Raw genomic sequence first — 26,323 nt, 5'->3', positions numbered from 1 at the left:
GTTCCTTTTTAAAAGTGCTTAGAGACCGAAAACCCTGTTGATTAGACACACTTCACCTTGAGGCTGACCATAATAAAATGACGATGCTTGTCCTTTACGTAGTGCACGCATGACTTCAATACCTTTAATTGTGGCATAAGCCGTCTTCATAGATTTGAATCCTAATGTGGCCCTGATGATCCGCTTTAACTTACCATGATCACATTCAATGACATTATTTTTATACTTAATCTGCCTGTGCTCAATATCTACTGGACATTTTCCTTCTCGCTTTAACCGTGATAAAGCATGGCCATAGGTCGCTGCTTTATCTGTATTGATGACCCGTGGAATTTGCCATTTTTTCACCGTATTGAAGATTTTTCCTAAAAAACAATAGGCTGATTTACTGTTCCGTCTAGCGGAAAGGTAAAAGTCAATCGTATGACCACGTTGATCAACTGCACGATACAGGTAAGTCCATCGCCCCTTCACTTTGATATAAGTCTCATCCATATGCCATGAATGTAAATCTGTAGGATTACGCCAATACCAGCGTAAGCGTTTTTCCATTTCTGGAGCATAACGCTGAACCCAACGATAAATTGTGGTGTGGTCAACATTCACACCCCGTTCAGCGAGCATTTCTTGAAGTTCACGATAGCTGATGCCATATTTACAATACCAACGAACAGCCCAAAGAATGATTTCACCTTGAAAGTGCCGACCATGGAAGGGATTCATCTGCTGTATCTCGAAATAAATAAGATATTTAGCTTATCATGTCAGCCTATTTGCAACAGTGCCCCTCTACAGAGTTCACAGCGGGTTGCAAGCGTTGGGTTGAGTTGAGGTTATCGGATTGGAAGTGGAGGGCTGCCATATGATTGCCATCTCTGACATAGCGTTTTAAGGTATTTTTCTAGGGCGTATTGATGTTTCAACGTATTAACAATCATACGAACAACCTCATTCTCTCAGGTCATTTTCTTCTTGCCGATGGGTGATTTTTCGCCGATAAGCACTTGGTGATACACCAAACCAGCGTTTAAACGCGCGCCGAAAATTAGCAGAGTCGTGGTAATTCAGTAAGCTGGCAATTGCCTCGACCGATATTTGAGGGTCATGTAAATAACTACTGGCTTTCTCAGATAAAATCCGATCTCGAATCAGCCGGTAACTCGTGTTCTCTTTGACCAGACGTCTGGCCAGCGTACGCTTATTCATAAACAAGGCTGCAGCCAGATCCTCTTCACTCAGTTGCCCGAGCGGATAGGACAGCATGGCTTTTTCCACTTGGTAGGTGGTGCTGTGTTGTTGGGTCTTGAGCCGGTTGAGGATCATTTCGCATTGTTGCATCGCCAGCAGATAGCTATCGTGCTGCGCGGATGCATTGGCAATCAAGCACAACTCGGTCGGCACTCGGATCGACAGTTGTGGCTGATCAAACTGATAGGTACCGGCAAGATAATCCGCGTAACAGGCATGATGATCGGGGGCGGGATGGCTAAACTGAATCACCGCCTCGGTCAGCGGTCGTCCAACAATAAATTCGGCACATTCCGAAAAAATCACCGCAACAGTTTCGGACAGTAGCCGATGTACTGCATGACTCAAGGTCTGCTCAAAGAAAATCAAGCAGGTCGTCCACTCAGCATTGGTGTGTGTTTCGAGCCTAATCAAACTCATACGGGTCGGCAAAAAAGTTTGAAACGCTTGTAACACGGCCAATAAGTTCGGGCTGCTATTAATTAAAAAGCCCATCGCACCATGCGTTGAGGGAGTTAGGCGCTGACCCAAGCGCAAACCGAACTGTTCAGATGTTGATAGATCTATGCTGTTTTGCAGGATCTGAGCTTGTTGGCTGGCCGTGATCATGGTGTCATCACGCATCAGTTGCTCAGTGGTCAGCGCAGTGAATTTTAATAATTTCGGCAGATCGCGCGCTTGTAAGTCCAGTTCTCGACCGATCAAACGGGTATAGCTACACGGAATGATCGCGGGTTCTTTGCCTGAGTGAGTCTGATACATGGAATATGCTTTATTGGCTGACGAGGTAATATTGTCTTTTTATGACCTCTATTTGTCAAATAATAACCTCTACAGAACCGCAGAGAGTGCGTAATCTTGAGCTTGAACAGTGAAATTAAGCCAAATCGGAGTCGTAGCCATGAGCCAAATTACATTTATTGCCCACGATGGTGCACAAACCAGCGTTGCAATCGAAGCGGGTAAGTCACTAATGCAGTTGGCGGTTGAAAACGGTGTTGCCGGAATTGATGGGGATTGCGGTGGCGAATGCGCCTGTGGTACCTGCCACGTGATTGTCAGTGCTGAGTGGTCGGATGTTGCGGGTACGGCACAAGCGAATGAGCAGCAGATGTTGGAAATGACCCCAGAGCGTGCTGCCACCTCACGTTTGGCGTGTTGTATCCAAGTGACCGATGCAATGGATGGCATGACGGTACATCTGCCTGAGTTTCAGATGTAACACGTCAGCTGTAACCCAGCGGATCAACCGCCTTAACAAACACACCTCGTCAACGATGCTCAGTCAGGAGACCATCATGAACTCAGTCGCAGAAATTTTTGAGAAAATAACCCAAACTGTCACCAGCACCGCTGCAGACGTAGCAACCACGGTTACGGATAAAGTCAAGTCTAATGAGCAGTTTCAAACGGGCAAGCAGTTTTTGCATGGTCAAGTGACCCGTTTTGTCCCATTGCACACGCAGGTTCGCGGCATTCAGTGGATGCAAAAAGCCAAATTCCGTGTGTTTAACGTGCAAGAATTTCCTGCATTTATCGAGCAACCGATTCCAGAAGTTGCAACACTGGCACTTGCTGAGATTGATGTTAGCAACCCATTTTTATACAAGCAAAAAAAATGGCAGTCTTACTTTAAGCGGCTGCGTGATGAAGCACCGGTACATTATCAAGCCAACAGTCCGTTTGGGGCATTTTGGTCGGTCACGCGTTACGATGATATTGTCTATGTCGATAAAAATCATGAGATTTTTTCAGCTGAACCTGTGATCGCGATTGGCAACACCCCTCCTGGGTTAGATGCTGAAATGTTTATTGCAATGGACCCACCCAAGCACGATGTGCAGCGGCAGGCCGTACAGGATGTAGTCGCACCAAAAAATCTCAAAGAGCTAGAGGGTTTGATTCGGCTACGCGTGCAAGAGGTTTTGGATCAGTTGCCAACGGATCAGCCGTTTGATTGGGTGCAGAATGTTTCGATTGAGCTGACAGCCCGTATGTTGGCAACATTATTTGATTTCCCATACGAAAAGCGGCACAAATTGGTTGAATGGTCAGACTTGATGGCTGGCACTGCGGAGGCCACAGGTGGGACAGTGACAAATTTGGATGAGATTTTTGATGCAGCAGTCGATGCAGCAAAGCATTTTGCGGAGTTATGGCATAGAAAAGCCGCACAAAAATCTGCAGGCGCTGAAATGGGCTATGATTTGATCAGCTTGATGCAGTCAAACGAAGCGACTAAAGACCTGATTTATCGGCCGATGGAGTTTATGGGCAATTTGGTCTTGCTAATTGTCGGCGGCAACGATACCACACGCAACTCGATGACGGGTGGGGTATACGCACTTAACCTGTTTCCAAATGAGTTCGTCAAACTCAAAAACAATCCGAGCTTGATCCCGAACATGGTATCCGAAATTATTCGCTGGCAAACCCCGCTGGCCTATATGCGTCGGATTGCCAAGCAAGATGTAGAGCTTAACGGTCAGACCATCAAAAAAGGCGACAAGGTGGTGATGTGGTACGTTTCTGGCAACCGCGATGAGCGAGTGATTGAGCGACCTGATGAATTGATCATTGATCGTAAAGGTGCGCGTAATCATCTGTCATTTGGTTTTGGTGTGCATCGCTGTATGGGTAATCGCTTGGCCGAGATGCAGTTGCGAATCTTATGGGAAGAGCTGCTTCAGCGTTTTGAAAATATTGAGGTTTTGGGTGAGCCAGAAATTGTGCAATCTAACTTTGTGCGCGGCTATGCCAAGATGATGGTCAAACTGACTGCCAAAGCGTAGGTATCAAAATAGGCGACAGAGGCATTTTGCAACTGTCGTCGGCAACAATTGATGCTGTGCATCAACCATGAACTGAGTGAATTCATATGCAAACAATCGTCATCATTGGCGCAAGTCATGCTGCGGCGCAGTTGGCGGCAAGTCTGCGGCCAGATGGCTGGCAGGGCGAGATTGTGGTGATCGGCGATGAGCCGTATTTGCCGTATCATCGACCGCCGTTGTCCAAGACCTTTTTATGCGGTGCACAACTGGTCGATGAGTTATTGATTCGGCCAGCCGCTTTTTATCAAAAAAATCAGATCGAATTTCGGCACGGGCGGGTGGTTGCGATTGATCGGGCAGCGCGCAGCGTGACACTACAAGATGGCAGTACGCTTGCGTATGACCAGTTGGCGCTGTGTACCGGTGCACGAGTCAGGACGGTGTCGCTGGCTGGGTCTGATTTGGCAGGTGTGCATTATCTTAGAAATATCAGCGATGTACAGGCTATCCAGCCATTTGTACAACCCAACGGCAAAGCAGTGGTGATCGGTGGTGGCTATATCGGTCTTGAAACAGCCGCCGCATTGACCGAGCAGGGCATGCAGGTGGTGGTCTTGGAAGCCGCCGAGCGGATTTTGCAGCGGGTAACTGCACCGGAAGTGTCGGACTTTTATACGCGGATTCATCGCGAACAGGGTGTGACGATTCATACCGGTGTGTCGGTCACGGCGATCACGGGTGAGGGGCGGGCGCAAGCGGTGCTGTGTGCCGATGGTTCGATGTTCGATGCAGATCTGGTGATCATCGGGGTCGGGGTTGTACCGAATATCGAGTTGGCGCTGGACGCGGGCTTGCAGGTGGACAATGGTATTGTGATTGATGAGTATTGCCGTACCAGTGCGCCAGAGATTGTGGCCATCGGGGATTGTGCCAATGCGTTTAATCCGATTTATCAGCGGCGGATGCGCTTGGAGTCGGTACCAAACGCCAATGAACAGGCCAAAATTGCCTCGGCGACCTTGTGTGGCTTACAGCGGACCTCGAAGAGTTTGCCTTGGTTTTGGTCAGATCAGTATGATCTAAAGTTGCAGATTGCGGGACTCAGTCAGGGGTATGATCAGATCGTGATTCGGGGTGATGTGCAGCAAAGGCGTAGCTTTGCAGCGTTTTATTTGCAGGCGGGTCGCCTGATTGCGGCGGATTGTGTGAATCGTCCGCAGGAGTTTATGCTAAGCAAAAAGCTGATCACGGCTGGTACGGCGGTCGATCCACTGCGGTTGGCGGATGAGTCGATTGCGGTACAGGCGTTGATGGGGTAGCTTAAAACTACATCAGGCTAGATTTGCATTACGCTGATTCAGATGTTAATCAGAATGGCATCGATAGATACCTGTGAGAGCAAGTCAGGTGCAGCTTTGGCTTTGTGTAATTCACCACCCGTGATCGCAAACACGATGGGTAATCCATACCCATCTACGGCAAGATGGATCTTACTTGTCTTGCTACCTCGACTTAAGCCAATCGCCTCCTGATCGTGAGTTGCAGCACGTGCATTATGTTGATGTGCCTTGACGTAATTGCTATCCATAACCCCTACTCTATATCAGAGTCAGTAGATAAAACCCTGAGTATGCTTTGGAAAAAACCTTTTGCTGACCAGTCGTTGTATCTTTTGTAGAGATTAGGCTGCTGACCAAACTCAGTCAGGAGGTAGGTCTAGCCATGGACATTTCACCCACATTCTGTAGAGCATGGCTTCTACGGTGAGCCGTAAATTTGGTTTGTGATCAATGTCCTGTTGCTTGAGCATAGGAGAAATCTTTGCTCAATGTTGGTCGTTCAGCATAAAGCGTGGCATGGTGGACTCGGATGGGGAGAGCTTTAATTCTCTGAGTCTGCCTCCAATTTGCAATCAATATTTTCAAACGTCAACACACTCTAATGTAAAAAAACTAACATTAAAAAAACACCTCTGCCAAAAGGTCTGGTAGCTATATTCGATGTCAAAGATGATCTGGCTCACCTGCTGCGTTGTTAACTCATTCTATCAAATTTTGAGGACAGGCTTGACATTTGGTCAATCGACCAATATATATTCAAAATATGCATTTGGTCATTTGACCAATACCCGTTGAATTCTTGTGTGATATTTGCTGTGCCTGACCAAGGTGAAAAATATTGCTCAAGGTCAAATGTGATAGCAGGTTTACAGACATTCGATGCCTTTACAAGGAAACTCTCGCCATGACTCATATGATCAATATCCAGCCACGTAAGCCGCGGTTTGATTTAAGTGATGTTCCAGTTTTTTGGAACGACGGTGACCCGGTGTTAACACGCTTCTTTGATGCACTTTCTATTCACTTCCCCGATGGAGAGCGTTTTTTTATTCAGTCGGTGCGTAACTATCAGGATCTGGTCACAGATCCTAAACTGAGAGAAGATATCAAAAACTTTTTTCGCCAAGAAGCGCAACATGGCATTGTGCATGACCAGTATAATGCGGTGATGCAGTCGCAAGGCATTCATGTCGAAAAGGTCATCGCAAGATTCAAATTATTTATTCGGCTCTCCCAAAAACACCTGCCCGCCAAGTATCTGTTGGCCATGACAGCTGCCTTTGAACATATTACTGCTGTACTAGGCGAGGGTGCTATGGAGGGTGAGGGTGAGATGTTCAAGAATGCTCATCCCGCAATGCGTGCCATGTTCATGTGGCATGGGGTAGAAGAAGTCGAACACAAAACAGTAGCCTTTGATGTTTACGAAACAGCGGCAGGTGGGGGGTATTTCACCCGCGCATCTGCTTTGATTATCGGAACGCTACTGGTACATGCGGTGGTTGGCTCAGTTCTTTGGCATATGTTGAAAATTGACAAACTACAAGGTCAGCCATTGGTGCTTGCTAAGGGATTTTATCGCCTCTATGGACCACGTGGCCTGATTACCAGACTTATTCCACGCTATCTGGACTGGTTTAAGCCAGGTTTCCATCCTAGCGACACCGAAATCCCAGAAAAGGTTAATTCTTGGCTGGCTGAATATGATAAGCATCAAGACCCTATGGAAGCGTCACGAATTGTTTTTAATGTCCCCATTGCAAAAGCTGTATAGATCAGGAGAGACCGTGAAAGACTCGACTCGACTTGACCAAGTCGAGTAACCTGTCTTATTGATATAATGTTATGAGTCAAACTATGTTGAGTAGTGAATCTACGCGAGTCGAAGTTGCTGACCGCGAGAGAGTATTAGCCGCTTCTGCCAAGCTGTTTCGAGAAAAGGGTTTTGAGCGTACCAGTGTGCGAGAAATTGCCAGTGCTTGTGGTATTCTTCCAGGCAGTCTGCATTACCGCTATCGTAGTAAAGACGATATTTTGGTTGATATGATGCGGCTTGCTATTGAGAGAACTATTTACAGGATTGTTGAGGCGACTTCCGCGATTCAAGATCCACTCAAAAAAATGCAATCGGCACTGCAGACACATGTCGATATCCTTATGTCGGGTGACGATATGGTTTATGTGTTGTTGTTTGAGTGGCGCTCGGTACATGGAGTCGCACGTGAGCAGATTATTGCTGAGAGAGACAGATACGAGCGATATTGGCAGACAATTCTTGATGATCTGCAGTCTTATGGTTGTATCCGAAACGATGTGGATGCAGATCTGTTAAGACTGATTGGGCTAGGAGCAATAAACTGGGCTGCCACTTGGTATAAAGAAAATGGTAAGTACAATCTTGAACAGATCGCGGATGCGATATGGCAGATGATGACAAGAGGCATCCTTAATCCAGATTTTCACGAAGAGGCAAAAAACCTGTGACCAACTATAAGACTCCATCCCGTATCACGCACGCCATCGGGAGGCATTGTGGCAGCTCCGCAATTCGTGATTTGCTCGAGTTTAATGGGCTGAATATTTCCGAGGCCATGTGCTTTGGATTAGGCTCAGGGCTTGGCGTGACCTATTTGGAAATGGCTGACGCCCCTGTGCCATTTTTAGTGCATGTGCGGTCTTTGGGGTTTGAAGCGCGCGTATTTGAAAGTATCGGTATACCCTTTGAGTGGCAAACCTTCGAGTCACCCGAATCGGCAGCCACCGCGCTGGAGAAATGTTTGGATGCGGGTCACCCCACCCTGTTGCTGACGGATATTTTTTATTTACCTTACTTCAACAGCAGCACGCACTTTCCCGGTCACGCCATAGCCGCTTGGTCGAGAAATCCAGAGACAGGTGCGGTATTTGTCACCGATACCGAGCGTCCGAGTGTTTTGTCGGTGACGCGAGAGGCACTGACCCGCGCACGTTTTTCTACACAGCCCCCATTTATTCACTATGGCAATATGTTCACGCCCACCGCGTTTCAAGGCGAAATTACCCCCGAGATGATTACCGGTGTCATCCATGACAACGCCAAGTCATTAGCTGTGAGTGGCATATCGGCACTGGAAACATGGCTGGCCGAACTGAGTCGTTGGGGAGCCACAGGCGATTGGCACTGGACGACCCGATTTGCCTACCAAATTATTGAAAAGCGTGGCACAGGTGGCGGCGGCTTCCGCAAAATGTACGCTGAATTCCTTGATGAAGCGGTTCACTATGACGCAAGTGTACAGCAATATCGACTGCCCCTGTTAATGAGGGCTTGCGAAAAAGCATGGACGGCATTAGCCATGTGTTTGAAGTCTGCCTCGGAAAGCACAAACTTTCCATATGCCGCCATTGAAGAGGCCATTGTGGCGGTGATGCAGGCCGAACGTAATTATACAGATGCCGCCCTTGCACTTTGAGACGTGCCGCTAATTTTTTCGCAATAAAATCAGCCAGCAATGGCGGGAGTTCAAAAATGGACAGTAATAACACGGCACACCTGACCATGGCTAAGGCGTTTTTTGGTACTAATCACCCTTTATTCAATATGTTCAATATTAGTGTTGGTGCAGTGAGCGATGGTCATGCCGAGATGACGATGCCCTTCTCTGAGCAACTCTCTGACCGTAAAGGCTCACTGCATCGAGGGGCTTTGGTGACGCTGCTGGATACGACTTGCGGCTTATCTATTTTTTCGTCATTGCGGTCGTTAGAGCCGATTGCCACTATTGATTTGCGTGTCGATTTTTTGCGACGTATTCCCTCTGCGGTAGGTTTAAAGGCGATAGTGGATTGCATTGGTAGAACCGATACGGTGGCCTTTATCACGGGCCGAGCGGTTGCAGAAGACAGTGGTGAGCTACTGGCTACTGTCACTGGTTCTTTCGCAATCGGCACGATGGGACCCTCTTTTGACAGCAATGAAGCGCGAGGCGAGTGATATGAGTATAGTAAATCAGATGAGCGCGGAAACACCCCCACTAAAATTGTGTGACGAGCCTTTTGTCGATTTTCTAGGTTTTCGTGAGGAAATGCAACATGGAGAAATACAGTACTTTATGGACTTTCGTGATTCGCATATCGGCAACCCGATGATTGGCACGTTTCATGGCGGCATTCTCGCGAGTTTTGGTGAAGTGGCCGCCGCCGCCTATCTTGCCCGTCAGCGTGGTGATAATGAGCTGCCCTTATGCTCCACGATGACCTTTGATTACCTGCGGCCAGCATTTATAGGTACGTTACAGGCAGTCCCCAGTATTGTTCGTGCGGGTCGGCGCATTACGACAGTATCGGTTCAGTTACTACTTGATGGCAAGTTGGTTTGTATCGGTCGATTCCTGTTTACGGTTAGCAGCAAATAAAATTGGAGCAAGCTCAGTTCAGGATGCCGACCCTGTTTTACTCAGAAAAATTTTCAATAGATAGACAAATAATATCAAATAGCTGGAACTACTACTGATACCGATACAGCGTTGGCGCAGAAATCCCAAACTCCTTCGCCAATGCTCGCTTGGTTTTGTAGTCGCCAGATTCAAGACGTTGATGCAGCAGAGCCACTTGTTCAGGAGTCAGTGACGGCTTACGGCCCTTGTAGGGGTCGTCTCAGGAAACGGAAAATATAGCACGCTAAGGTTTTTCAATTGCGCGCAATGGCCTAAATTTTCCACCACCTATCTTGGCTTTGCTTCGCCATAGATAATCCCCAGTTAAATTGATGTGCTCCCACCCCAGCGGTGACAGATATTGCAGCAAGGTATCATCGACTGTGCGACCATGCCCTCGTAGGGCGTTAGTCGCTCTCTCTAAATAAACCGTGTTCCACAATACAATGGCGGCGGTCACTAGATTCAAGCCACTGGCTCGATAACGCTGTTGCTCAAAGCTTCGATCTCGAATCTCACCCAATCGATAAAAGAAAACGGCGCGCGCTAATGCATTACGGGCTTCACCTTTATTTAATCCAGCTTGAACCCGACGGCGTAGTTCTACGCTTTGCAACCAATCCAAGATAAACAGTGTGCGCTCAATACGCCCCAGCTCTCGTAATGCCAATGCCAAACCATTCTGTCGTGGATAACTACCGAGTTTACGTAGCATTAGCGACGCTGTGACAGTCCCTTGCTTGATTGATGCGGCCAGACGCAAAATATCGTCCCAATGAGTACGAATCTGTTTGATATTCAGTGTGCCGCCAATCATGGGTTTAAGTGCGGCATAGTCTATGTCTGACTTTGGAATATAGAGTTTCGTATCGCCCAGATCACGAATTCGTGGTGCAAATCGAAACCCTAGCATGTGCATGAGTGCAAAAACATGGTCGGTGAATCCAGCCGTATCGGTGTAGTGTTCCTCGATGCGTAAATCAGACTCGTGATACAGCAGCCCATCAAGAACATAGGTTGAATCACGAACGCCCACATTGATCAGCTTACTGCTAAATGGTGCGTATTGATCAGAAATGTGTGTATAAAATAACCTTCCAGGCTCTGCGCCATATTTTGGATTGATATGTCCTGTACTTTCAGCTCTGCCACCTGCGCGGAAGCGTTGGCCATCTGATGAGGAGGTAGTGCCATCTCCCCAGTTTTCAGCGAAAGGTTGTTTCAATTGAGCATTCACCAATTCGGCCAATGCCGTTGAATAAGTTTCATCACGGATATGCCAAGCCTGTAGCCATGAGAGTTTGGCATAAGTTGTACCAGGACATGATTCGGCCATTTTCGTCAGCCCTAAATTAATTGCATCAGCCAGTATGGTCGTGAGCAATAACGCTTTATCCTTCGCAGTGTCATCCGTTTTCAAATGAGTGAAGTGTCGAGTAAAGCCTGTCCATTCATCGACCTCCATTAATAATTCGGTGATCTTGATATGTGGTAACAGCATTGCTGTTTGGTCAATTAAAGTTTGGGCTGTATCAGGAGCCACGGCATCGAGAGGTGTTATTTTTAGACCAGATTGATCATCGCATCAGGCAAATCGTTGGTCGCTGCCATGCGATTAATGATTGCTAATTTCTGCTCCAATAGTGAAAGGCGACTTTGCAAATATAGATCACAATCAGTAGTAATGGTTAGAGGTAACTCATTGGACTGTTTTAGCTGATTAAATTTATCAGCAGTCACTAAATACTCATCGAAGTCTTTGAATTGGCGAGAGCCTTGTACCCAGAGATCCCCAGCCCGTAGCGAGTTTTTAAGTTCAGATAACACACATATTTCGTAATAGCGGCGATCAATACCATCATCGGTAAAGACTAGTCTTGCCCACCGTTTTTTGATAAACGCTATTGGAGCATTAGAGGGGATTTTTCGTGTATTATCAACATTCATGCTGCGGAGCAACTCTACAGCGGCAAGCATATCTTTTGCTGCTGGGGCAGCACGCAATTTAAGTATGGCAAGAAGTTCTGGCGCGTAACGGCGTAAAGTTGCATAGCTCTCGCCAATTCGTGGTAAAAAATCAAAGTCTTCGGGTTGCGCCAGTTTTTCTGCCTCAGTAATACTTGCTGCAAAAGCATCCCATGAAATAACAGTTTCGATGGCGGCAAACGGATCACTGCCATTTTGCTTGGCATCTAGCAAGGCTTTCCCGATAAGCCCATACAAACGCACTTTGTCGTTGATCGCTTTACCTGATGATTGAAATTGTTGCTGGTGTTTATTTTTTGCGATAGCAAATAGCTTTCCAATAATGCGATCATGCAGGTCAATAATTTCGTCGGTGATCGTGGCCATACTCTCCACAACGATTGCTACCAAAGTGGCATATCGACGTTGAGATTCAAATCTGGCCAAATCAGCAGGAGTCATTTGCCCACCTTCGCGAGCAATTTTCAGTAAGCGATTTTGATGAACGTGTTTTCCAATGTCTTCAGGTAGATCGATGGCTTGTAAGCACTTCAGCCGCTCAATGTGCTCAAGCATGTACTTTGAGTTTGGTTTAGCTGGTGACTGTCTAAGCCACCCCAATATTGTCAGTTTGCTGCCCTCTTTACGGTTCAGCAAAGCATCTATATTTTGACGATGAGTTTCTGAAAGTGAGCTCGTCAAAGCAGTATAAATTATGCGGTTGGCAGATGTGATTGCTTCTGCGCAAATACTATCAATTGCATTTATAGCTGGCAAAAGGACTGATTTTTGTCGTAAATTTTCAACGAGAGTTGTGGCTAAAATAAGACCTTTATCTGTCTGAAGGGACAAATCCACCATCATATTGACCGATTGCCGATAGTCACTCAAGGTGAATAGTTTGAACCCAAAAACTTTTTTCAATTCGGCAATATGTTCTCGTCTTGTTTGCTCGCGCTGACCATAATCATTCCAGCAGTCCACTGATATACTAAGTTGAGCAGCCATCATGAAAAGTAAGGGTTTGAATGGTTCGTCGTTAATACCCAATATCACTCCAGGGTAACGCATGTAGCAAAGTTGAATTGCAAAGCCTAGCTTGTTGGATGCCCCTCGATGTTGATGGACTATGGATTTATCAGAATCACTCAGAGTGTAATGCTGAAGCATAAAAGCTCTATCATCTGGAATTTCGAACAGGCTTCCCAATTCCGTGGACGACAAAATAGAATGGCGCGGCATGGCTCATTAGTCCCAAATAAACTAAACTATTAAAGGTACATTATTTTGTACCGCCACGCTTAGCTTTGCGCTGCAATTTCGCAAGGAGGTTCAATTGGGACAGAATGCGGCCATTTATTGCCGAGTATCAACGAACGATCAGTCCTGCGAACGACAGGAATATGACCTACGTGCCTACGCCAATCGTTGCGGCTACGATGTTGTCGGTGTTTGGAAAGAAACTGCATCAGGCAGTAAGGATGAGAGATTGCAAAGAAAATACTTGATGACCATGGCGCAATCTCGTGAAATCGATGCCATCTTGGTGACGGAATTGACACGCTGGGGCAGAAGCACCGTGGATCTCGTACAGTCATTACAAGATCTTGGGCATTTCGGGGTATCTCTGGTGGCACAAACAGGTTTGCAGTTTGACCTTTCCACATCTCAGGGAAAGCTCATGGCTTCTGTGATGTCTGCATTAGCAGAGTTTGAGGGAGATTTACTACGTGAACGTGTGCGCTCTGGTGTAGCAGCGGCACAAGCGCGGGGCGTTGTGTTTGGTCGTCGTCCTGGTCAACGTACCAAGTCAGATCGTCTGGCACCTAAAGTGTTGGAGTTGGTGTCTGCTGGACACTCTTATCGACAAGTCGGTCGGCTGGTCAATCTAAGCAAAAATACCGTGTTGGATATCGTTAAAAGAAGTCGGAGTGAAAATCCTTAGCGTGCTATATTTTCCGTTTCCTGAGACGACCCCTGTTATCCAATATCTCTGCTCATCATAAATAGAATAAGGAAAATATTTTATGTCAGAACATCATGATCATAGCCATGCGGTTGTTACTGAAGAAAATAGTAAGAAGTTAATGGTTGCCTTAGGTTTAACGACTACTTTTTTAATAGTAGAAGTTGTCGCTGCTTTTATTACCCAAAGTTTGGCTTTGTTATCTGATGCAGCTCATATGTTTACTGATGTAGCCGCTTTAGCTATTGCTCTTGCCGCTATCAAAATTGGTAAAAAAGCCGCAGATGATAAAAGAACTTTTGGCTATCAGCGATTTGAAATTTTAGCGGCTCTGTTTAATGCGGTGATGCTTTTTGTGGTAGCAATATATATTGTATATGAAGCTTATCAACGTTTTACGAATCCTGCTGAAATTCAAAGTGTTGGAATGATGATTGTCGCGGTTGGTGGTTTGGTCATAAATTTGATTTCAATGAAAATCCTTTCTGCTAGTGCTGAAGGAAGTCTAAATATAAAAGGTGCATATTTAGAAGTTCTTAGTGATGCTCTAGGATCGATAGGCGTGATTATCGGAGGAATAGTTATTTATTTTACCCAGTGGATGTGGGTTGATACCGTAATCGCTGTGTTAATTGGCTTCTGGGTCTTACCTCGAACTTGGATTTTATTAAAACAAAGTATTAATATTCTGCTTGAAGGAGTTCCTGATGAGATTGATATTGAGTCGTTAAGAAATGATTTATTGAAGCTAGAGGGCGTTGAAGGGATTCATCAGTTGAAAGTCTGGGCTATATCCTCAAAAAATATTCATTTAACTGCTCATTTGGTTGCTCCGAATAGCGATCCAGATCAGCTCTATCAAAAGGCCTTAGAAGTTCTAAAACATAATCATAATATTACTGAAATTACGTTACAAATAGAAAGTAAGGAATGTAATACATTGGAACAGCATAAACATTAAAGTGCTGCTCTTTCTACATAATGGACAGATGACTAGGCTGATAAACCTTACCATTTTCCTGTATTACACTTCTATTTATCACACGCACTTTAAACACCATCCTGAGACATTTTAAAATTACAAGAATGTAATTTATGAGTCCTCTGGGGGCACTGTTGCAAATAGAGATTTGAGTCGATGAAGTTCCTTTTTAAAAGTGCTTAGAGACCGAAAACCCTGTTGATTAGACACACTTCACCTTGAGGCTGACCATAATAAAATGACGATGCTTGTCCTTTACGTAGTGCACGCATGACTTCAATACCTTTAATTGTGGCATAAGCCGTCTTCATAGATTTGAATCCTAATGTGGCCCTGATGATCCGCTTTAACTTACCATGATCACATTCAATGACATTATTTTTATACTTAATCTGCCTGTGCTCAATATCTACTGGACATTTTCCTTCTCGCTTTAACCGTGATAAAGCATGGCCATAGGTCGCTGCTTTATCTGTATTGATGACCCGTGGAATTTGCCATTTTTTCACCGTATTGAAGATTTTTCCTAAAAAACAATAGGCTGATTTACTGTTCCGTCTAGCGGAAAGGTAAAAGTCAATCGTATGACCACGTTGATCAACTGCACGATACAGGTAAGTCCATCGCCCCTTCACTTTGATATAAGTCTCATCCATATGCCATGAATGTAAATCTGTAGGATTACGCCAATACCAGCGTAAGCGTTTTTCCATTTCTGGAGCATAACGCTGAACCCAACGATAAATTGTGGTGTGGTCAACATTCACACCCCGTTCAGCGAGCATTTCTTGAAGTTCACGATAGCTGATGCCATATTTACAATACCAACGAACAGCCCAAAGAATGATTTCACCTTGAAAGTGCCGACCATGGAAGGGATTCATCTGCTGTATCTCGAAATAAATAAGATATTTAGCTTATCATGTCAGCCTATTTGCAACAGTGCCGCTAATGTTTATTGACGATGTTGCCTCAAACCTCTAGTAACTTGATTTTATAGCAGCCGGTGAGATCAACTCACGTGGCTTGTTATTCCCATGTAGAAATATACTGGCTAACAAGCAAATAGAAAGATAATTGATATTATTTTATTAAAATAGGTATATAATAAGAATATTTAATATATTTTACTATTTTAATAAAATTATGAGTAAATATTGTACCATTCAAATTTATCAGGATGACCAGTGGCTTGACTGTGCAATTGTTGAGTTGATGGGTGAAAATGAGCATGGTTGGCAAACACCAACTCGTACTTCATATTTATTTGAATATGCAATTTCTTATATGGACTTACATGATGGCCATGCACTCGCCTATCATTTTCCTGTGAATGTACAAAATAAAATTAATGAAACTTGGCCTGCTTTCTTAATGGATTTACTTCCACAGGGCTATGGTCGTAAAGAATTATTAAGACAACTGAATTACAGTGAAAATGCACAAGAACAAGCAGATTGGGCACTTTTAAAAGCTGGAGCTGGCAACCCGATTGGACATTTACGTATTAAAGAAGCTCATGAGTGGCTGCAAAGGAACTTTCCGACTGATCAAAATATAGGCTTTAGCCTAAGTGAGATTATAGAACGAAAAGAGCACTTCATTGAATCGCTAGCCTCTTATGGCTTATTCATTGCCGGCTCTTCAGGTGTTCAAGGTGAATGGCCAAAGCTACTCCTCTCACAAGGACATGATGATCTATTTTATTTAGATCACACACTTGCAGATCATCAGGTAAAAAAACATTGGTTAGTGAAGTTCAGTCGTGGTAGTGACGAAAGCCTGAATAAAATTTTAACTAATGAAGCACACTATATGAAAATTGCTCATTATTTGGGTTTACGTGTACATGAGGAGTTACAATTACATGGTAAAACCCTGTTTATTCCAAGATTTGATCGCTATGTACAGGATGGAAAAGTCCAGCGTATTGCACAGGAAAGTCTTGCATCTCTAAGTGGAAAAGCTGGTTTTGGGATTAGGATGACTCATAATCAAATCTGTGAATTACTCACACAGTGTTGTAGTCATCCGAAAGAAGAGATCTTCGAATATCTTAAACGTGATTTGGCCAATGTTGCCTTAGGCAATAAAGATAATCATAGCCGCAATACAGCGATACAACGCTTGAATAATGGCATTATACAACTGACTCCACTCTACGATTTTGCACCGATGTGGTTACATCCTGATGGTATCGCACGAACGACTCGTTGGGAAAAAGATGATCATGGTGGTATGCCAATTTGGCGTTCGGTGATTGAACAAGTCGCAGCGAAAACTGGTATTGAACATTATGAAATCCAGTCAGAATTTGTCAAGCAATTGCCTCTTTATCAAGGATTAATGGCTGAAATGCACAGACTGCAGATCTCTGAGGAAATTTTGCAGAATAGTCAGTACCGGATTGAAAATATATGCCAGCAGATTCAGGAGCTAGCCCATGGATAAGCGCTATAAACCTATGACTGCAATTGAGCAGTTAAGAAAGCGCCAAGAAATATTGGAGACGATTAATCAAAATCCTGACTGGCCATTTTATAAGGTTGCTCGTTATATCCGAACTGAGCTTCATTTGACTTTAAATGAAATGGCTAAAATCACAAAAATAGCACCCCAAACTTTGCAAAAAATGGAACAGCCCAATAGTAATCCGACTTTGGAATCTATGATGAAACTCCTAAGCACCTTTGGTTTAAAGATTGTTATTAGATATTGAGTTAAAAGTTATTAATTGAATGCAGAACCTGTAAATAATGTTGTGTAATTACTTTTTATAAATTAAAAGTAATTAACCCGAATCATGGATAAGCTGTGTGATTCATAGACATCATTTCAATATAATTGGTGTCTATGAACAGAGAAATTCAACAAAGACTCGTATGGGTTAAATTATTTGAAGAGACCAATGATGCTGGCCTAGTCTGTCGGAGATGTGGCATTTCTAGACCAACATTACGCAAGTGGTGGAAACGATATTCTGAGCAAGGTATTGATGGATTAAATAGTCAGAGTAAACGCCCATTAAAATCTCCAAATACTAAAATCAATGCTGAGCTAGAAGCCTTAATATTGGAAATGCGCTCGGCTAGAAATCTGGGTGCTCGACGTTTGCAAACAGAATTGATGAGGCTGCACGGAGTCTCGTTGTCCTTAGCGACTATCCATAAAGTACTATCCACCCATCAAGTCAAACCGATTAAAAAATTCCGTCGTAAAGTAGATTTCATTCGTTATGAACGCCCATTACCAGGCGATAGGATTCAAATGGATACTTGTAAATTGGGTCCTGGGCTATATCAGTACACATCTATCGATGACTGCACACGATATCGCGTTTTAAGGATATATAAACGCCGAACAGCAGCGAATACGCTCGACTTTTTAGACTGCGTAATTGAAGAAATGCCTTTTCCCATACAGCGAATACAGACCGATCGAGGGCGGAAATTTTTTGCTGAAAAAGTACAGAAAAAATTGATGCAGCATGGAATCAAATTTAGGCCAAATAAACCAGGTTCACCTCATTTGAATGGCAAGGTAGAGCGCTCTCAAAAGACTGATAAATCTGAGTTCTACGCTACTGTCGATATTAATTCTGAAGATATTCAAGACAAGCTAGCCGAATGGCAGCATTACTATAACTGGATGAGACCACATTCAGCTTTGAAAGGTAAAACACCGATGGAAAGGTACTTTGAATTATGTGAAGAAACCCCTTTCTCTGATGAGGTCCAGAAGCAATACAACCCATCCAATGAACGGATTCAACATGCCAATTACAAGATGGATTTAGAGATCGCTAAATTGAAACGATCTCTATGAATCACACATCTAATCTCTGCAGGAATTCTTTTGAATTTGGCATTTAACTCATCTTGCTTCCTTCTAAAAAATTAATCTCTGTTACACTTCATTTGAAAATCTAGGTATAAAAAACTTACAAATGAAACATATGGTTTTCTATAAAATCCCCCCACCATTGCATCATCTTAGTTCGCTGCACCAAATATTCGGCATGGTTGTAGCTTGCACGAGTACGATTTTTATCAATATGTGAAAGTTGTGCCTCAATCCATTGATCTTGAAATAGACCTGATTCGTTTAAAATCGTACTAAAGGTGGAACGTAGACCATGTGCAGTTAATTCATGCTGTGCATAGCCCATTTTACGAATGCACAAATTAAGGGTATTAAAGTGAATTGGCTGATTAGGTTTTCTAGGACTGGAAAATATATATTTTTCACCGAATGACCACTGCATCGCATCCTTTAAAATATCTAAAGCTTGGGTTGAAAGTGGTACTAAAAAATCAGGGATCTCATGTCCCAATATAACTTTACGTCGAAACTGTTTAATATGAAATGCTGGTATTCTCCAAATTTTATTTTTTAAATCAATATGATGTGGCTCCGCTAATAGCAATTCAACACCACGAACTCCTGTATATAATTTAAAAAGAAGGGCTTTTTTAACAATGGGATGAATATCTGATTTACCTAGCCTATGTATAAAATCAGATAAATCTTCAGCCTTTAAATAAGGGTAGTTTTTTTTAATTTTATTACTAATGGCAATTTTATTTAAACCGTGTGCAATATTGTACTCACAGTAACCCATTGCTACAGCATAATCATAAATCTGACTCAAATAGCTACAGGCTTTTTTTACAGGCTCCTTTACTTGGCGTGTTTCAATTTTCTTGATCACGGATACCAAGTCGTAACGTTTGATATTTTGGAAAGGTATATCTTGAAGCTGTGGGTATATATCTTTTTGTAGGGACCTTTCTGCTAATTGAAGAACACCACAACGCGGTAGATCATAGAAAGCATTTTGGCGTTTAAACTGTAGCCATTCTTCTGCAACATCAAAGAAAGTTTTTAATGTTGCATTCGATTCAAAGCAAAAGCCATTTAATCGATAATCATCTCTTTGCTGCCTAGCTTGCTTTAACGAAAAATCTGGGTAAGTGCCTAAATTGATACGTCTTCTTTTCTTCGTTGTAGGATCTGTATAGCGGAAACACCAAGTTTTTCTGCCATTGGTTTCAATTTTTAGACTTAAGCCATCTTCATCGGCTAAAAAATAGGTTTTATCAAGAACTCTTGCCTGACGAACTTTAATTTCAGTAAGACTCATATTTTTTTAAATGAAGCAGACCAATTGGGTGAATAAAATTATTATAGCAAAATAATGTAAGTTTAGTGTGATGCGTATGATACGCATCACATAAAATTATATATATATGTTTTTTAAATATTTTATTTTAAATAATTAAATATTAGTAACCAATATAGTAACCATGATTAAAATGAGGCTTGATTTTGGAACATATTGATTATGGGTAATGAGGCATGAAAAATGGGATAAAAAGTTCATCGATCATGATCTTTAGACCACGATCTAATGCATCAATCTATATTTCTACCAAAGTGAGTCCATCTGAACAGCCATAATCATTAAATGAAAGAGCACAGCAAGCGTAATATTCTTTTTGTCCGCTGTTCTTATAAAGCTAATGCGTTGAATTTGTTCTTTCTTAATTGGATTTGAAGCAAGATCTTCTACATGAATTGAGATTGTGTTTTCTAGAATGCTAGAAATACCACTGATGAAGTCTTTCAATTTTTTTAACTTAGAATCAATATTATTGGTATCACTATCATTGACTGGATGTCTGTGTTTAGGCTGTCGAATTTGAAAATGTAGAAAATTTTTTCGTTGTTTTACTTCAGCGACCATCACACTTAAGACTTCACTCAATTTTTCTGGTATTGGATTATCCATCGCAACTAAGATATCTTTGGAATCTATAAGTTTTAATTTTTTAACTCGATCGTAAAACTCTTCAAAATAAAATTCATCTTCATCGTGTATAAAATTTTGATATTCAATGTGAAAGCTAGTCGTACTTGACCATTTTTTACTAAGAAAATTGCAACGGTGTAACCACATTTTGGCCTGTTTATCCTCCAAATATCCATCTTTTACCGCCATGATTCTCTCTAATGGATTTAATTTAATTTTTTCAACTTTTAAAGCTGATTGTCGTTTATTGTCTTGTTTTACAGTACTTCTCGTACACATCCAATCAAATTCTGGAGCATTAATCACATCGTTTATAGGGTGAAATTCATCGTTGTTAGAGTCCATACTCAATGATTCTGAAATAACATTTTTGTTAATCAGATAGTTATGATTTACAATCCTATCAATGGCGATTATTTCTAATACATGGCAATAGTTAGAAGCAGTTTGCTCAATACTGCTATGTCCCATCCAAGCTGCAAGGGCTTTCCATTTTTGTTGAATCATATCTTGTTGACGATATGCCCCATGACCAAAAAAAAGTTCACGTATATATTTTACTTGTCGCATTGAGTAATCTGTATAAGTGTGAATAAGGCGAGGAGATCCTCCTAAAAGAATTGCCAATGTATTCGCAGCACTATGACGTAGGGAATGAAAACTATACCCGTGATTCTCTCCATAAATCGCCCTGAGTATATTCGAAGTGACTTGGGTAATGCATAATTCTGTTAATACTTGATCCTTATAGTTAAATAATAAGTGATCCTCTTTATTATTTTTCCACTGTATATATCGACTCTTTAAAAATTCCTTAAATATCTCAAATTCATTTTTCATGAGTAAATATTTTATGGGTAAATGTCGATGAGCATTGGGGGTTTTTAGCCGACGATACGGATTATTTTGAATGCACAGTGTAATATTTTTAATCTCATCCTTATGAGATTTTAAAGATATTAATTCTGGGCATATTACATCTTGAAGCGTTAAACAACGAACTTCATTTAATCTAAGCCCTAATCGGTATGATAAAATATATATTAATTTCAGAGGGGTAATATGTTTAGACCAACTTTGGTTGATATTGACCAAAAAATCTAAATGGTAAAGCATGTTATTAAACACAGATGGACTGATTATTCGTGCATTTGTGATTTGCATATGTCTGTATTTGGTTTGTTTGAGTAGTTTGACCTCTGGTGCTTTAAATTTTTCACAGCAAAATGCATGAAATGCTTTTAAACGCCCAAATCGATAAGCTTCACTGTTATGCCCCTTTCGCGATAATTTATTTTGATCTTTCATTTTTTCTGCTTCATCACGTTTACGGCAATTCCATAAAAGTTGTTGATAAAGATCGGAATAATCTTCTTCACTTAAGCACTCAAGATCGATTTTTCGGAACCATACCTCAAATATAAAATCTTTGCCAAAACAGCTTAAATATTTACTTATAGTCGAGATTTTTAACCCCTTCTTTCTATGATGAAATACCCATGCAATCAGGCGTAGTTGAGCTTGAATCAGATTATTCTCTTCTGAACTTGCCTGCAGACTTTTTTGCTCTAACTCTTGTTGAATCCGAGTATATCGCTCATAAAAATTATTATTTTTCTTTCTTTGCGTACTCACCCCTTTAGCTTTTGTTGATGCGGAATGATTATTCTCAAATAATTGAATTTTAAAAGGAATAGTCTTCAGCTTTTTAGTAATTGATATGGGTTCATCTTGTGTGGATTTAAGCTGTTCTTGCTCTATTTTAATATCTGTTAATTCAATAGAAGGATTTGTCGTATGAGAAGCACTTAAAAAAATGTGTTCTTGTGGTCTGAGTGCCACAGTATTTATGTTTTGGGCAAGTATATTGCCTAAAAAGATATCTAGATTTAATTCCCTGTCAAACTGCAGAGCCATTTGTACATGTTGAAATGTATTTAACCCTTTTTTTCTCAGGAGCATACATAACTTAATCACATATTTTGTTTGTTTCAAATGATGAAGACTTTTTAAAATACATTGCTCAATATCTGTATTTTGGTCTATATGAAAATGCTTTTTTCTGCGTGATAACAGTGTTTGCAAAAAGAATTGAGCCCAAGGGTTAAGATAGATGTTAGTCCATTTATAAAGCTGATCTTTTTCAAAGTCATTACCATAGGAGTCACTTTTAACTTTTAAATGTAAAATGATGGGATTATCTTTTAAATTTTCATATTTATACAGTCGAAAACTCTGCAAATATTTATTCGATAGCGCATCCCTGAATGTATTCGGTAAAATTTGAAGTACATCTTGATTTGAACAACCTGATAGATAAATCATACTGAGATATAAGTTACCCCATAAACTTTCATTATCCATTTCTTGCCAAAAATTACTTTGCCAATAAGACTGCAGCATTTTATAAACATGAGCATGCATTTCTGCAGCTTCAGATCGTGCTTCAGTACTTTCTAATTTTCTTGGCGGAAGTATTAAAATTTGAGTTTTTGGGCGAATCTTAATTTGATAAAATTCAGAATATTCAGCATTTAACTTATCTGCGCATTTTTTAAATTCTGCTTCTAGATAACCAATATATTCCCGTCGTTCAATACTCGAAAACTTATGAATAGTACACTTGAAAGTTTCTCTAAAATCATCCCATTTGCGCTGTATGAATTGATCAAGTTCAATTTCCTGAGCTTCACTAATTCGTGTAGAAGTGAGGTTCTTTTCAGAATTTAATTTTTTTCTGATGCCTTTAAACCATTCATTTAATTTCGATTGAATAAGTTCTTTATCATCTGTATGCATACTTATTTCCGCACCAAATGCTGGATATGAAGTTCAGCGATAACTTTTTCCATTTTCTCTATGACCTCAGTTAAATATGTATGCGGTACAGTGGAAGAATGTGGATGAAAAATTTCTTGGTCACGCTGATCATGCCCGTATAACGCTTGAATAAAATGAAAACTAAGATTATTTGATGCCCCACATGAGTTCTCCATAAGCATATTCATACCAAAATGGCGAAGCCAGTTGGCATACATATTTTTGGGTAAAACCTCTTCCATATAGCTTTTTATCCAATTTCTAGATAGGGGTTCTAATTTAACTTTTTTCCATTCATTTAAACTGATGGGTAAAATCTTCGGAGACTTTATGATCGAGCCAAAAAGATGACTCTCATTGACCTTTGCCAATACTGAAATACGAGTGAACAACGCTTTATAGCGTTGCATCAGATAGCTTAAAAAACTTTGATAGTTTTGAAGTGCTTTGTCAAAAAACGGTGGGATGGGAATAAAACGTCCATCTTTTCTAGATTTGCTGTTTTTCTTATCATTTATATAAGTAAACTGAAGTTCACTTAGATAATCTTCAGGATTTCCTAATAAATTTTCCTGAGGTCGGCGTGTAAGACAAAGCAAATTCAAATGCCACATCCAACAAGCATATGCATTGATTTGCTTGATGGGGTGCTGTGAAACTTGGATATTTTTTTGACAGTGATGATGCAATACACTGAATATTTCGGCTACAAAATCTTTGCTCAAGGCCAATTGGCTACCTAAACGCTCATTTTGCTTAGGAGGATTTTCTGCAAACCGTTTTTCAAGGATTTTATATTCTTGTGTTAGTTCTTTATCGTCCAAAAATGCGGCATCATTAAATACTGTTTTTAGATAACATAAATATGCCTCATTCACTGTTGTCTTTGGAATGCCTCCATAGTACATTCCCGGCAAGTTATGTTTAGCGTCCTTACCAGCCACCAAATGTGCTAGATATTCATTAAATGTTTGATATCGAATATGGAAGTAGATTTGCGCTTGCAATTTTTCAATTGTGAGATGACCGACAAACTGATTTTTTGTGACGTTTTTCAAATATTTTTTTATATCCTGGATTGAAATATTATTTGTATCTTGTGGTAAATACTCAAACCATGCAGCAGGCAAGTAAAGTTGATGTGATATATCATCATTGATACGATGATTTTTTAGAATATTTATTTTTTGCTGGCTAATATTAAGCTCTAAGTTCAAAAGATATATCGTTTTTTTATTTTGCTTAAGTTCACTTAATACACCTTGTTTGATTAGGTTACGATAATTTAATAGCTCTATAGGCGGGAGTCCTGTGACAAGAGAAAGTAAACAGGCAGCAGACATCTGCCCCTCTTTAGTATCTGTTTGTAATTTCTGACTAAATAATTCTATGATTCGAGCTAAAGCTTGAGGTTCTATGTAATAAGGATTAGAAATAAATGGCAGAAGCCGACGTTGACGATGTTTGGCGATTTCCTCAATGTATGGAGTGACGATTTGTTTCTGAAACTCTTGAGTATCTATATCTTGGGCATAGTATTCTACTGCCTCTTCTTCGATATCTACCTCTCCATCTTCATCAATAATGACTCCTGGTGGAGGGATATCGAGAGTCGCGCCATATCCTAAATCAATCGTGCTCGTGGTTGTTCTGCTGCTATAGCGCGATTTCTGGGCGGGAGTGGCCCAACTGAGTTTACCTGTCCTTTTAGATAATCTTGATCTGTGAGTTATTCTTCCTGTATCTATATTTTTTAGAATGATTTCAAAACTATGAATATAATTTTTAATATCAATATGTGTGAACTCATCTATAGAATAAATTTTGTTCCAAAGTTCGGTTTTATTATTTTCGGTATTACATGTTAAATCTCGAATGAATTTCACCAAGAATTTTAGCGCTTGAATACTCTCGCTACGATACGGCGCTGTATTCGGCTGAATTTCCAGTAAATATCTTGAAATATATCTATGTAAATCATAAACTTGTTTCTGCTTGTTCTCTGAACCCTCAATCTGCTTTAGTTGCCTGTAACATGTATCAATAGCATAACTGGCTTGCAGTATCAGATAAGCATCTTTACTGATGGATTCTGCTTGAATACAAGCAAAATAAGTGAGGCTTGCATATCTGAATTCCGCACCTATTTTTCTTGTTGCAATAATTTGAGTCTGGATAGAATGTGCTTTTTGATAGAGTTTAATCAGCTCATCAGACAGTTCAGTGGGTATATTTTCAAAGTCAAAAAAAAGTATTTGCTGCTTTAATTTTTCATAAGCTTCAAGAAATCCTGTATCGCTTAACATTTATTGTTCATCCTACTTATTCTATTCAGCAACCTAAACAGTTAATACTCTGGCCTCTTTGGCTTTTGTAGCTGTACATACTCAGAATCGATTTGATTTAACTGGATGGTTTCAAAGTCTTTACAACTCTTTAAGCCGAAATAATTCAGAAAAAATTTTTTATCTAGGTGTTTATCTGCAGCCAGTTGAAACAATTCAATTTGCAATTTGGGTTTAATCATTCGATCCAAATTCATCATCAGTATTTTGATTGGTATATACGAGCAATGTGCTCGGAGTGAGCGACTGGTTTTTAAAAGTTCAAAAATCTTTTGCCAATATTTCATGTATGTTTCTCTCCTCTTCTGAGGGGATAAAGTTTCATTTTTATTTTTCAGCTTGATGTTATTCAGTATTTTTTTAACTTGTGCATTTACATCTGGATCATCGGCACAATAGACAAGAACAAATTGAAGTAAGTAATTTTCAAGATCCCTCATAACAATATACCATTTGGTCAAAAAATTAGTTAAAGATATAAAAATCATCAAGTAAAAATAATTTCTCATAGCTATATAGTAAAATCAATATCACCACATGAAAAATTTAAAAAACATTTTTTATTGATATATTTCAGTATATTAAAAAATATTAATTTTTAGTGTAAAAATTTTTCTTCCAATTATTTATGAATATTCGTTATTACCCTTAAAATT

The 26,323-nt window shown here is 41.0% G+C and carries 21 protein-coding genes and 2 pseudogenes; 13 read left to right on the top strand and 10 right to left on the bottom strand.

Going from position 1 to position 26,323, the window contains the following annotated elements:
- Nucleotides 1-18 precede the first annotated feature (18 nt).
- Together P253_RS14060 and P253_RS14055 are read right to left on the bottom strand one after the other, a co-directional pair.
- On the bottom strand, nucleotides 19-723 hold the full coding sequence (locus P253_RS14060) for an IS6-like element IS1008 family transposase (RefSeq protein ID WP_001067790.1): 705 nt from the start codon (nucleotides 721-723) through the stop codon (nucleotides 19-21).
- Nucleotides 724-948: 225 nt separating this feature from the next.
- On the bottom strand, nucleotides 949-2,010 hold the full coding sequence (locus P253_RS14055) for a transcriptional regulator CypR (protein ID WP_016658810.1): 1,062 nt from the start codon (nucleotides 2,008-2,010) through the stop codon (nucleotides 949-951).
- Between the two features lie 139 nt (nucleotides 2,011-2,149).
- On the opposite strand from P253_RS14055, the gene P253_RS14050 reads away from it, so the two are divergent.
- From P253_RS14050 to P253_RS14040, 3 genes are all read left to right on the top strand, one after another.
- A complete protein-coding gene (locus tag P253_RS14050) occupies nucleotides 2,150-2,470 on the top strand; it encodes a 2Fe-2S iron-sulfur cluster-binding protein (protein WP_000078398.1) in 321 nt (106 codons plus the stop codon).
- Between the two features lie 76 nt (nucleotides 2,471-2,546).
- Nucleotides 2,547-4,040, top strand: coding sequence for a cytochrome P450 (locus P253_RS14045; RefSeq protein ID WP_001089493.1), 1,494 nt, complete (start codon nucleotides 2,547-2,549; stop codon nucleotides 4,038-4,040).
- Nucleotides 4,041-4,126: 86 nt separating this feature from the next.
- A complete protein-coding gene (locus tag P253_RS14040; protein WP_001193555.1) occupies nucleotides 4,127-5,341 on the top strand; it encodes an NAD(P)/FAD-dependent oxidoreductase in 1,215 nt (404 codons plus the stop codon).
- 38 nt (nucleotides 5,342-5,379) lie between these two features.
- On the opposite strand, the gene P253_RS16125 is transcribed toward P253_RS14040, so the two are convergent.
- Nucleotides 5,380-5,610 carry an IS5 family transposase gene (locus tag P253_RS16125; RefSeq protein WP_004656998.1) on the bottom strand — a complete coding sequence of 77 codons (231 nt, stop codon included), beginning with the start codon at nucleotides 5,608-5,610 and terminating at the stop codon, nucleotides 5,380-5,382.
- A gap of 656 nt (nucleotides 5,611-6,266) precedes the next feature.
- Between P253_RS16125 and P253_RS14025 the strand changes: the two genes are divergently transcribed.
- The 5 genes from P253_RS14025 to P253_RS14005 all read left to right on the top strand — a co-directional run bounded on the left by P253_RS14025 (nucleotide 6,267) and on the right by P253_RS14005 (nucleotide 9,756).
- Complete coding sequence (locus P253_RS14025) at nucleotides 6,267-7,136, top strand: metal-dependent hydrolase (protein ID WP_000149466.1); 870 nt, start codon at nucleotides 6,267-6,269, stop codon at nucleotides 7,134-7,136.
- An 83-nt stretch (nucleotides 7,137-7,219) separates the two neighbouring features.
- Nucleotides 7,220-7,846 carry a TetR/AcrR family transcriptional regulator gene (locus tag P253_RS14020; protein WP_000952904.1) on the top strand — a complete coding sequence of 209 codons (627 nt, stop codon included), beginning with the start codon at nucleotides 7,220-7,222 and terminating at the stop codon, nucleotides 7,844-7,846.
- A complete protein-coding gene (locus P253_RS14015; protein WP_000186299.1) occupies nucleotides 7,843-8,814 on the top strand; it encodes a BtrH N-terminal domain-containing protein in 972 nt (323 codons plus the stop codon). The genes P253_RS14020 and P253_RS14015 overlap by 4 nt, the downstream gene beginning before the upstream one ends.
- Before the next feature lie 56 nt (nucleotides 8,815-8,870).
- A complete protein-coding gene (locus tag P253_RS14010) occupies nucleotides 8,871-9,335 on the top strand; it encodes a PaaI family thioesterase (RefSeq protein WP_000378064.1) in 465 nt (154 codons plus the stop codon).
- Nucleotide 9,336: 1 nt separating this feature from the next.
- The gene (locus P253_RS14005) at nucleotides 9,337-9,756 is read left to right on the top strand and encodes a PaaI family thioesterase (RefSeq protein WP_000029507.1); all 420 of its coding nucleotides are present in this window, start codon (nucleotides 9,337-9,339) and stop codon (nucleotides 9,754-9,756) included.
- 91 nt (nucleotides 9,757-9,847) lie between these two features.
- Here the strand turns inward: P253_RS14005 and P253_RS15675 are convergent.
- Nucleotides 9,848-9,970, bottom strand: a pseudogene (locus tag P253_RS15675) (helix-turn-helix domain-containing protein); the annotation flags it as partial.
- 51 nt (nucleotides 9,971-10,021) lie between these two features.
- Nucleotides 10,022-12,984, bottom strand: a pseudogene (locus tag P253_RS14000) (Tn3-like element ISAcsp1 family transposase).
- Nucleotides 12,985-13,078: 94 nt separating this feature from the next.
- Between P253_RS14000 and P253_RS13995 the strand changes: the two are divergent.
- Entirely contained in the window at nucleotides 13,079-13,687 is a 609-nt protein-coding gene (locus P253_RS13995) for a recombinase family protein (RefSeq protein ID WP_004726718.1), read from the top strand.
- An 82-nt stretch (nucleotides 13,688-13,769) separates the two neighbouring features.
- Nucleotides 13,770-14,669: a cation diffusion facilitator family transporter gene (locus P253_RS13990; RefSeq protein WP_023274434.1), complete on the top strand. Its 900-nt coding sequence runs from the start codon at nucleotides 13,770-13,772 to the stop codon at nucleotides 14,667-14,669.
- Between the two features lie 200 nt (nucleotides 14,670-14,869).
- Here P253_RS13990 and P253_RS13985 read toward each other — a convergent pair whose 3' ends face one another.
- Complete coding sequence (locus tag P253_RS13985) at nucleotides 14,870-15,574, bottom strand: IS6-like element IS1008 family transposase (protein ID WP_001067790.1); 705 nt, start codon at nucleotides 15,572-15,574, stop codon at nucleotides 14,870-14,872.
- 262 nt (nucleotides 15,575-15,836) lie between these two features.
- Between P253_RS13985 and P253_RS13980 the strand changes: the two genes are divergently transcribed.
- From P253_RS13980 to P253_RS13970, 3 genes are all read left to right on the top strand, one after another.
- Nucleotides 15,837-17,141 carry a type II toxin-antitoxin system HipA family toxin gene (locus tag P253_RS13980; protein WP_016658815.1) on the top strand — a complete coding sequence of 435 codons (1,305 nt, stop codon included), beginning with the start codon at nucleotides 15,837-15,839 and terminating at the stop codon, nucleotides 17,139-17,141.
- Complete coding sequence (locus P253_RS13975) at nucleotides 17,134-17,409, top strand: helix-turn-helix domain-containing protein (RefSeq protein ID WP_016658816.1); 276 nt, start codon at nucleotides 17,134-17,136, stop codon at nucleotides 17,407-17,409. The genes P253_RS13980 and P253_RS13975 overlap by 8 nt, the downstream gene beginning before the upstream one ends.
- Nucleotides 17,410-17,543: 134 nt before the next feature.
- Nucleotides 17,544-18,515 carry an IS481 family transposase gene (locus P253_RS13970; RefSeq protein WP_016658817.1) on the top strand — a complete coding sequence of 324 codons (972 nt, stop codon included), beginning with the start codon at nucleotides 17,544-17,546 and terminating at the stop codon, nucleotides 18,513-18,515.
- A gap of 115 nt (nucleotides 18,516-18,630) precedes the next feature.
- Here P253_RS13970 and P253_RS13965 read toward each other — a convergent pair whose 3' ends face one another.
- The 4 genes from P253_RS13965 to P253_RS13950 all read right to left on the bottom strand — a co-directional run bounded on the left by P253_RS13965 (nucleotide 18,631) and on the right by P253_RS13950 (nucleotide 26,107).
- On the bottom strand, nucleotides 18,631-19,833 hold the full coding sequence (locus P253_RS13965) for a tyrosine-type recombinase/integrase (protein ID WP_016658818.1): 1,203 nt from the start codon (nucleotides 19,831-19,833) through the stop codon (nucleotides 18,631-18,633).
- 285 nt (nucleotides 19,834-20,118) lie between these two features.
- The gene (locus P253_RS13960) at nucleotides 20,119-23,301 is read right to left on the bottom strand and encodes a site-specific integrase (RefSeq protein WP_016658819.1); all 3,183 of its coding nucleotides are present in this window, start codon (nucleotides 23,299-23,301) and stop codon (nucleotides 20,119-20,121) included.
- 2 nt (nucleotides 23,302-23,303) lie between these two features.
- On the bottom strand, nucleotides 23,304-25,628 hold the full coding sequence (locus P253_RS13955; RefSeq protein ID WP_016658820.1) for a hypothetical protein: 2,325 nt from the start codon (nucleotides 25,626-25,628) through the stop codon (nucleotides 23,304-23,306).
- A gap of 41 nt (nucleotides 25,629-25,669) precedes the next feature.
- Nucleotides 25,670-26,107 (bottom strand): hypothetical protein, encoded by a 438-nt coding sequence (locus tag P253_RS13950; protein ID WP_123785435.1) that lies wholly within the window; start codon nucleotides 26,105-26,107, stop codon nucleotides 25,670-25,672.
- Nucleotides 26,108-26,323 lie beyond the last annotated feature (216 nt).

The organism is Acinetobacter indicus CIP 110367 (genome assembly GCF_000488255.1).
In the GTDB taxonomy this organism is placed as follows: domain Bacteria; phylum Pseudomonadota; class Gammaproteobacteria; order Pseudomonadales; family Moraxellaceae; genus Acinetobacter; species Acinetobacter indicus.
Note: the sequence above shows the minus strand (reverse complement) of the source record. Positions and strands in the feature narration are given on the sequence as shown.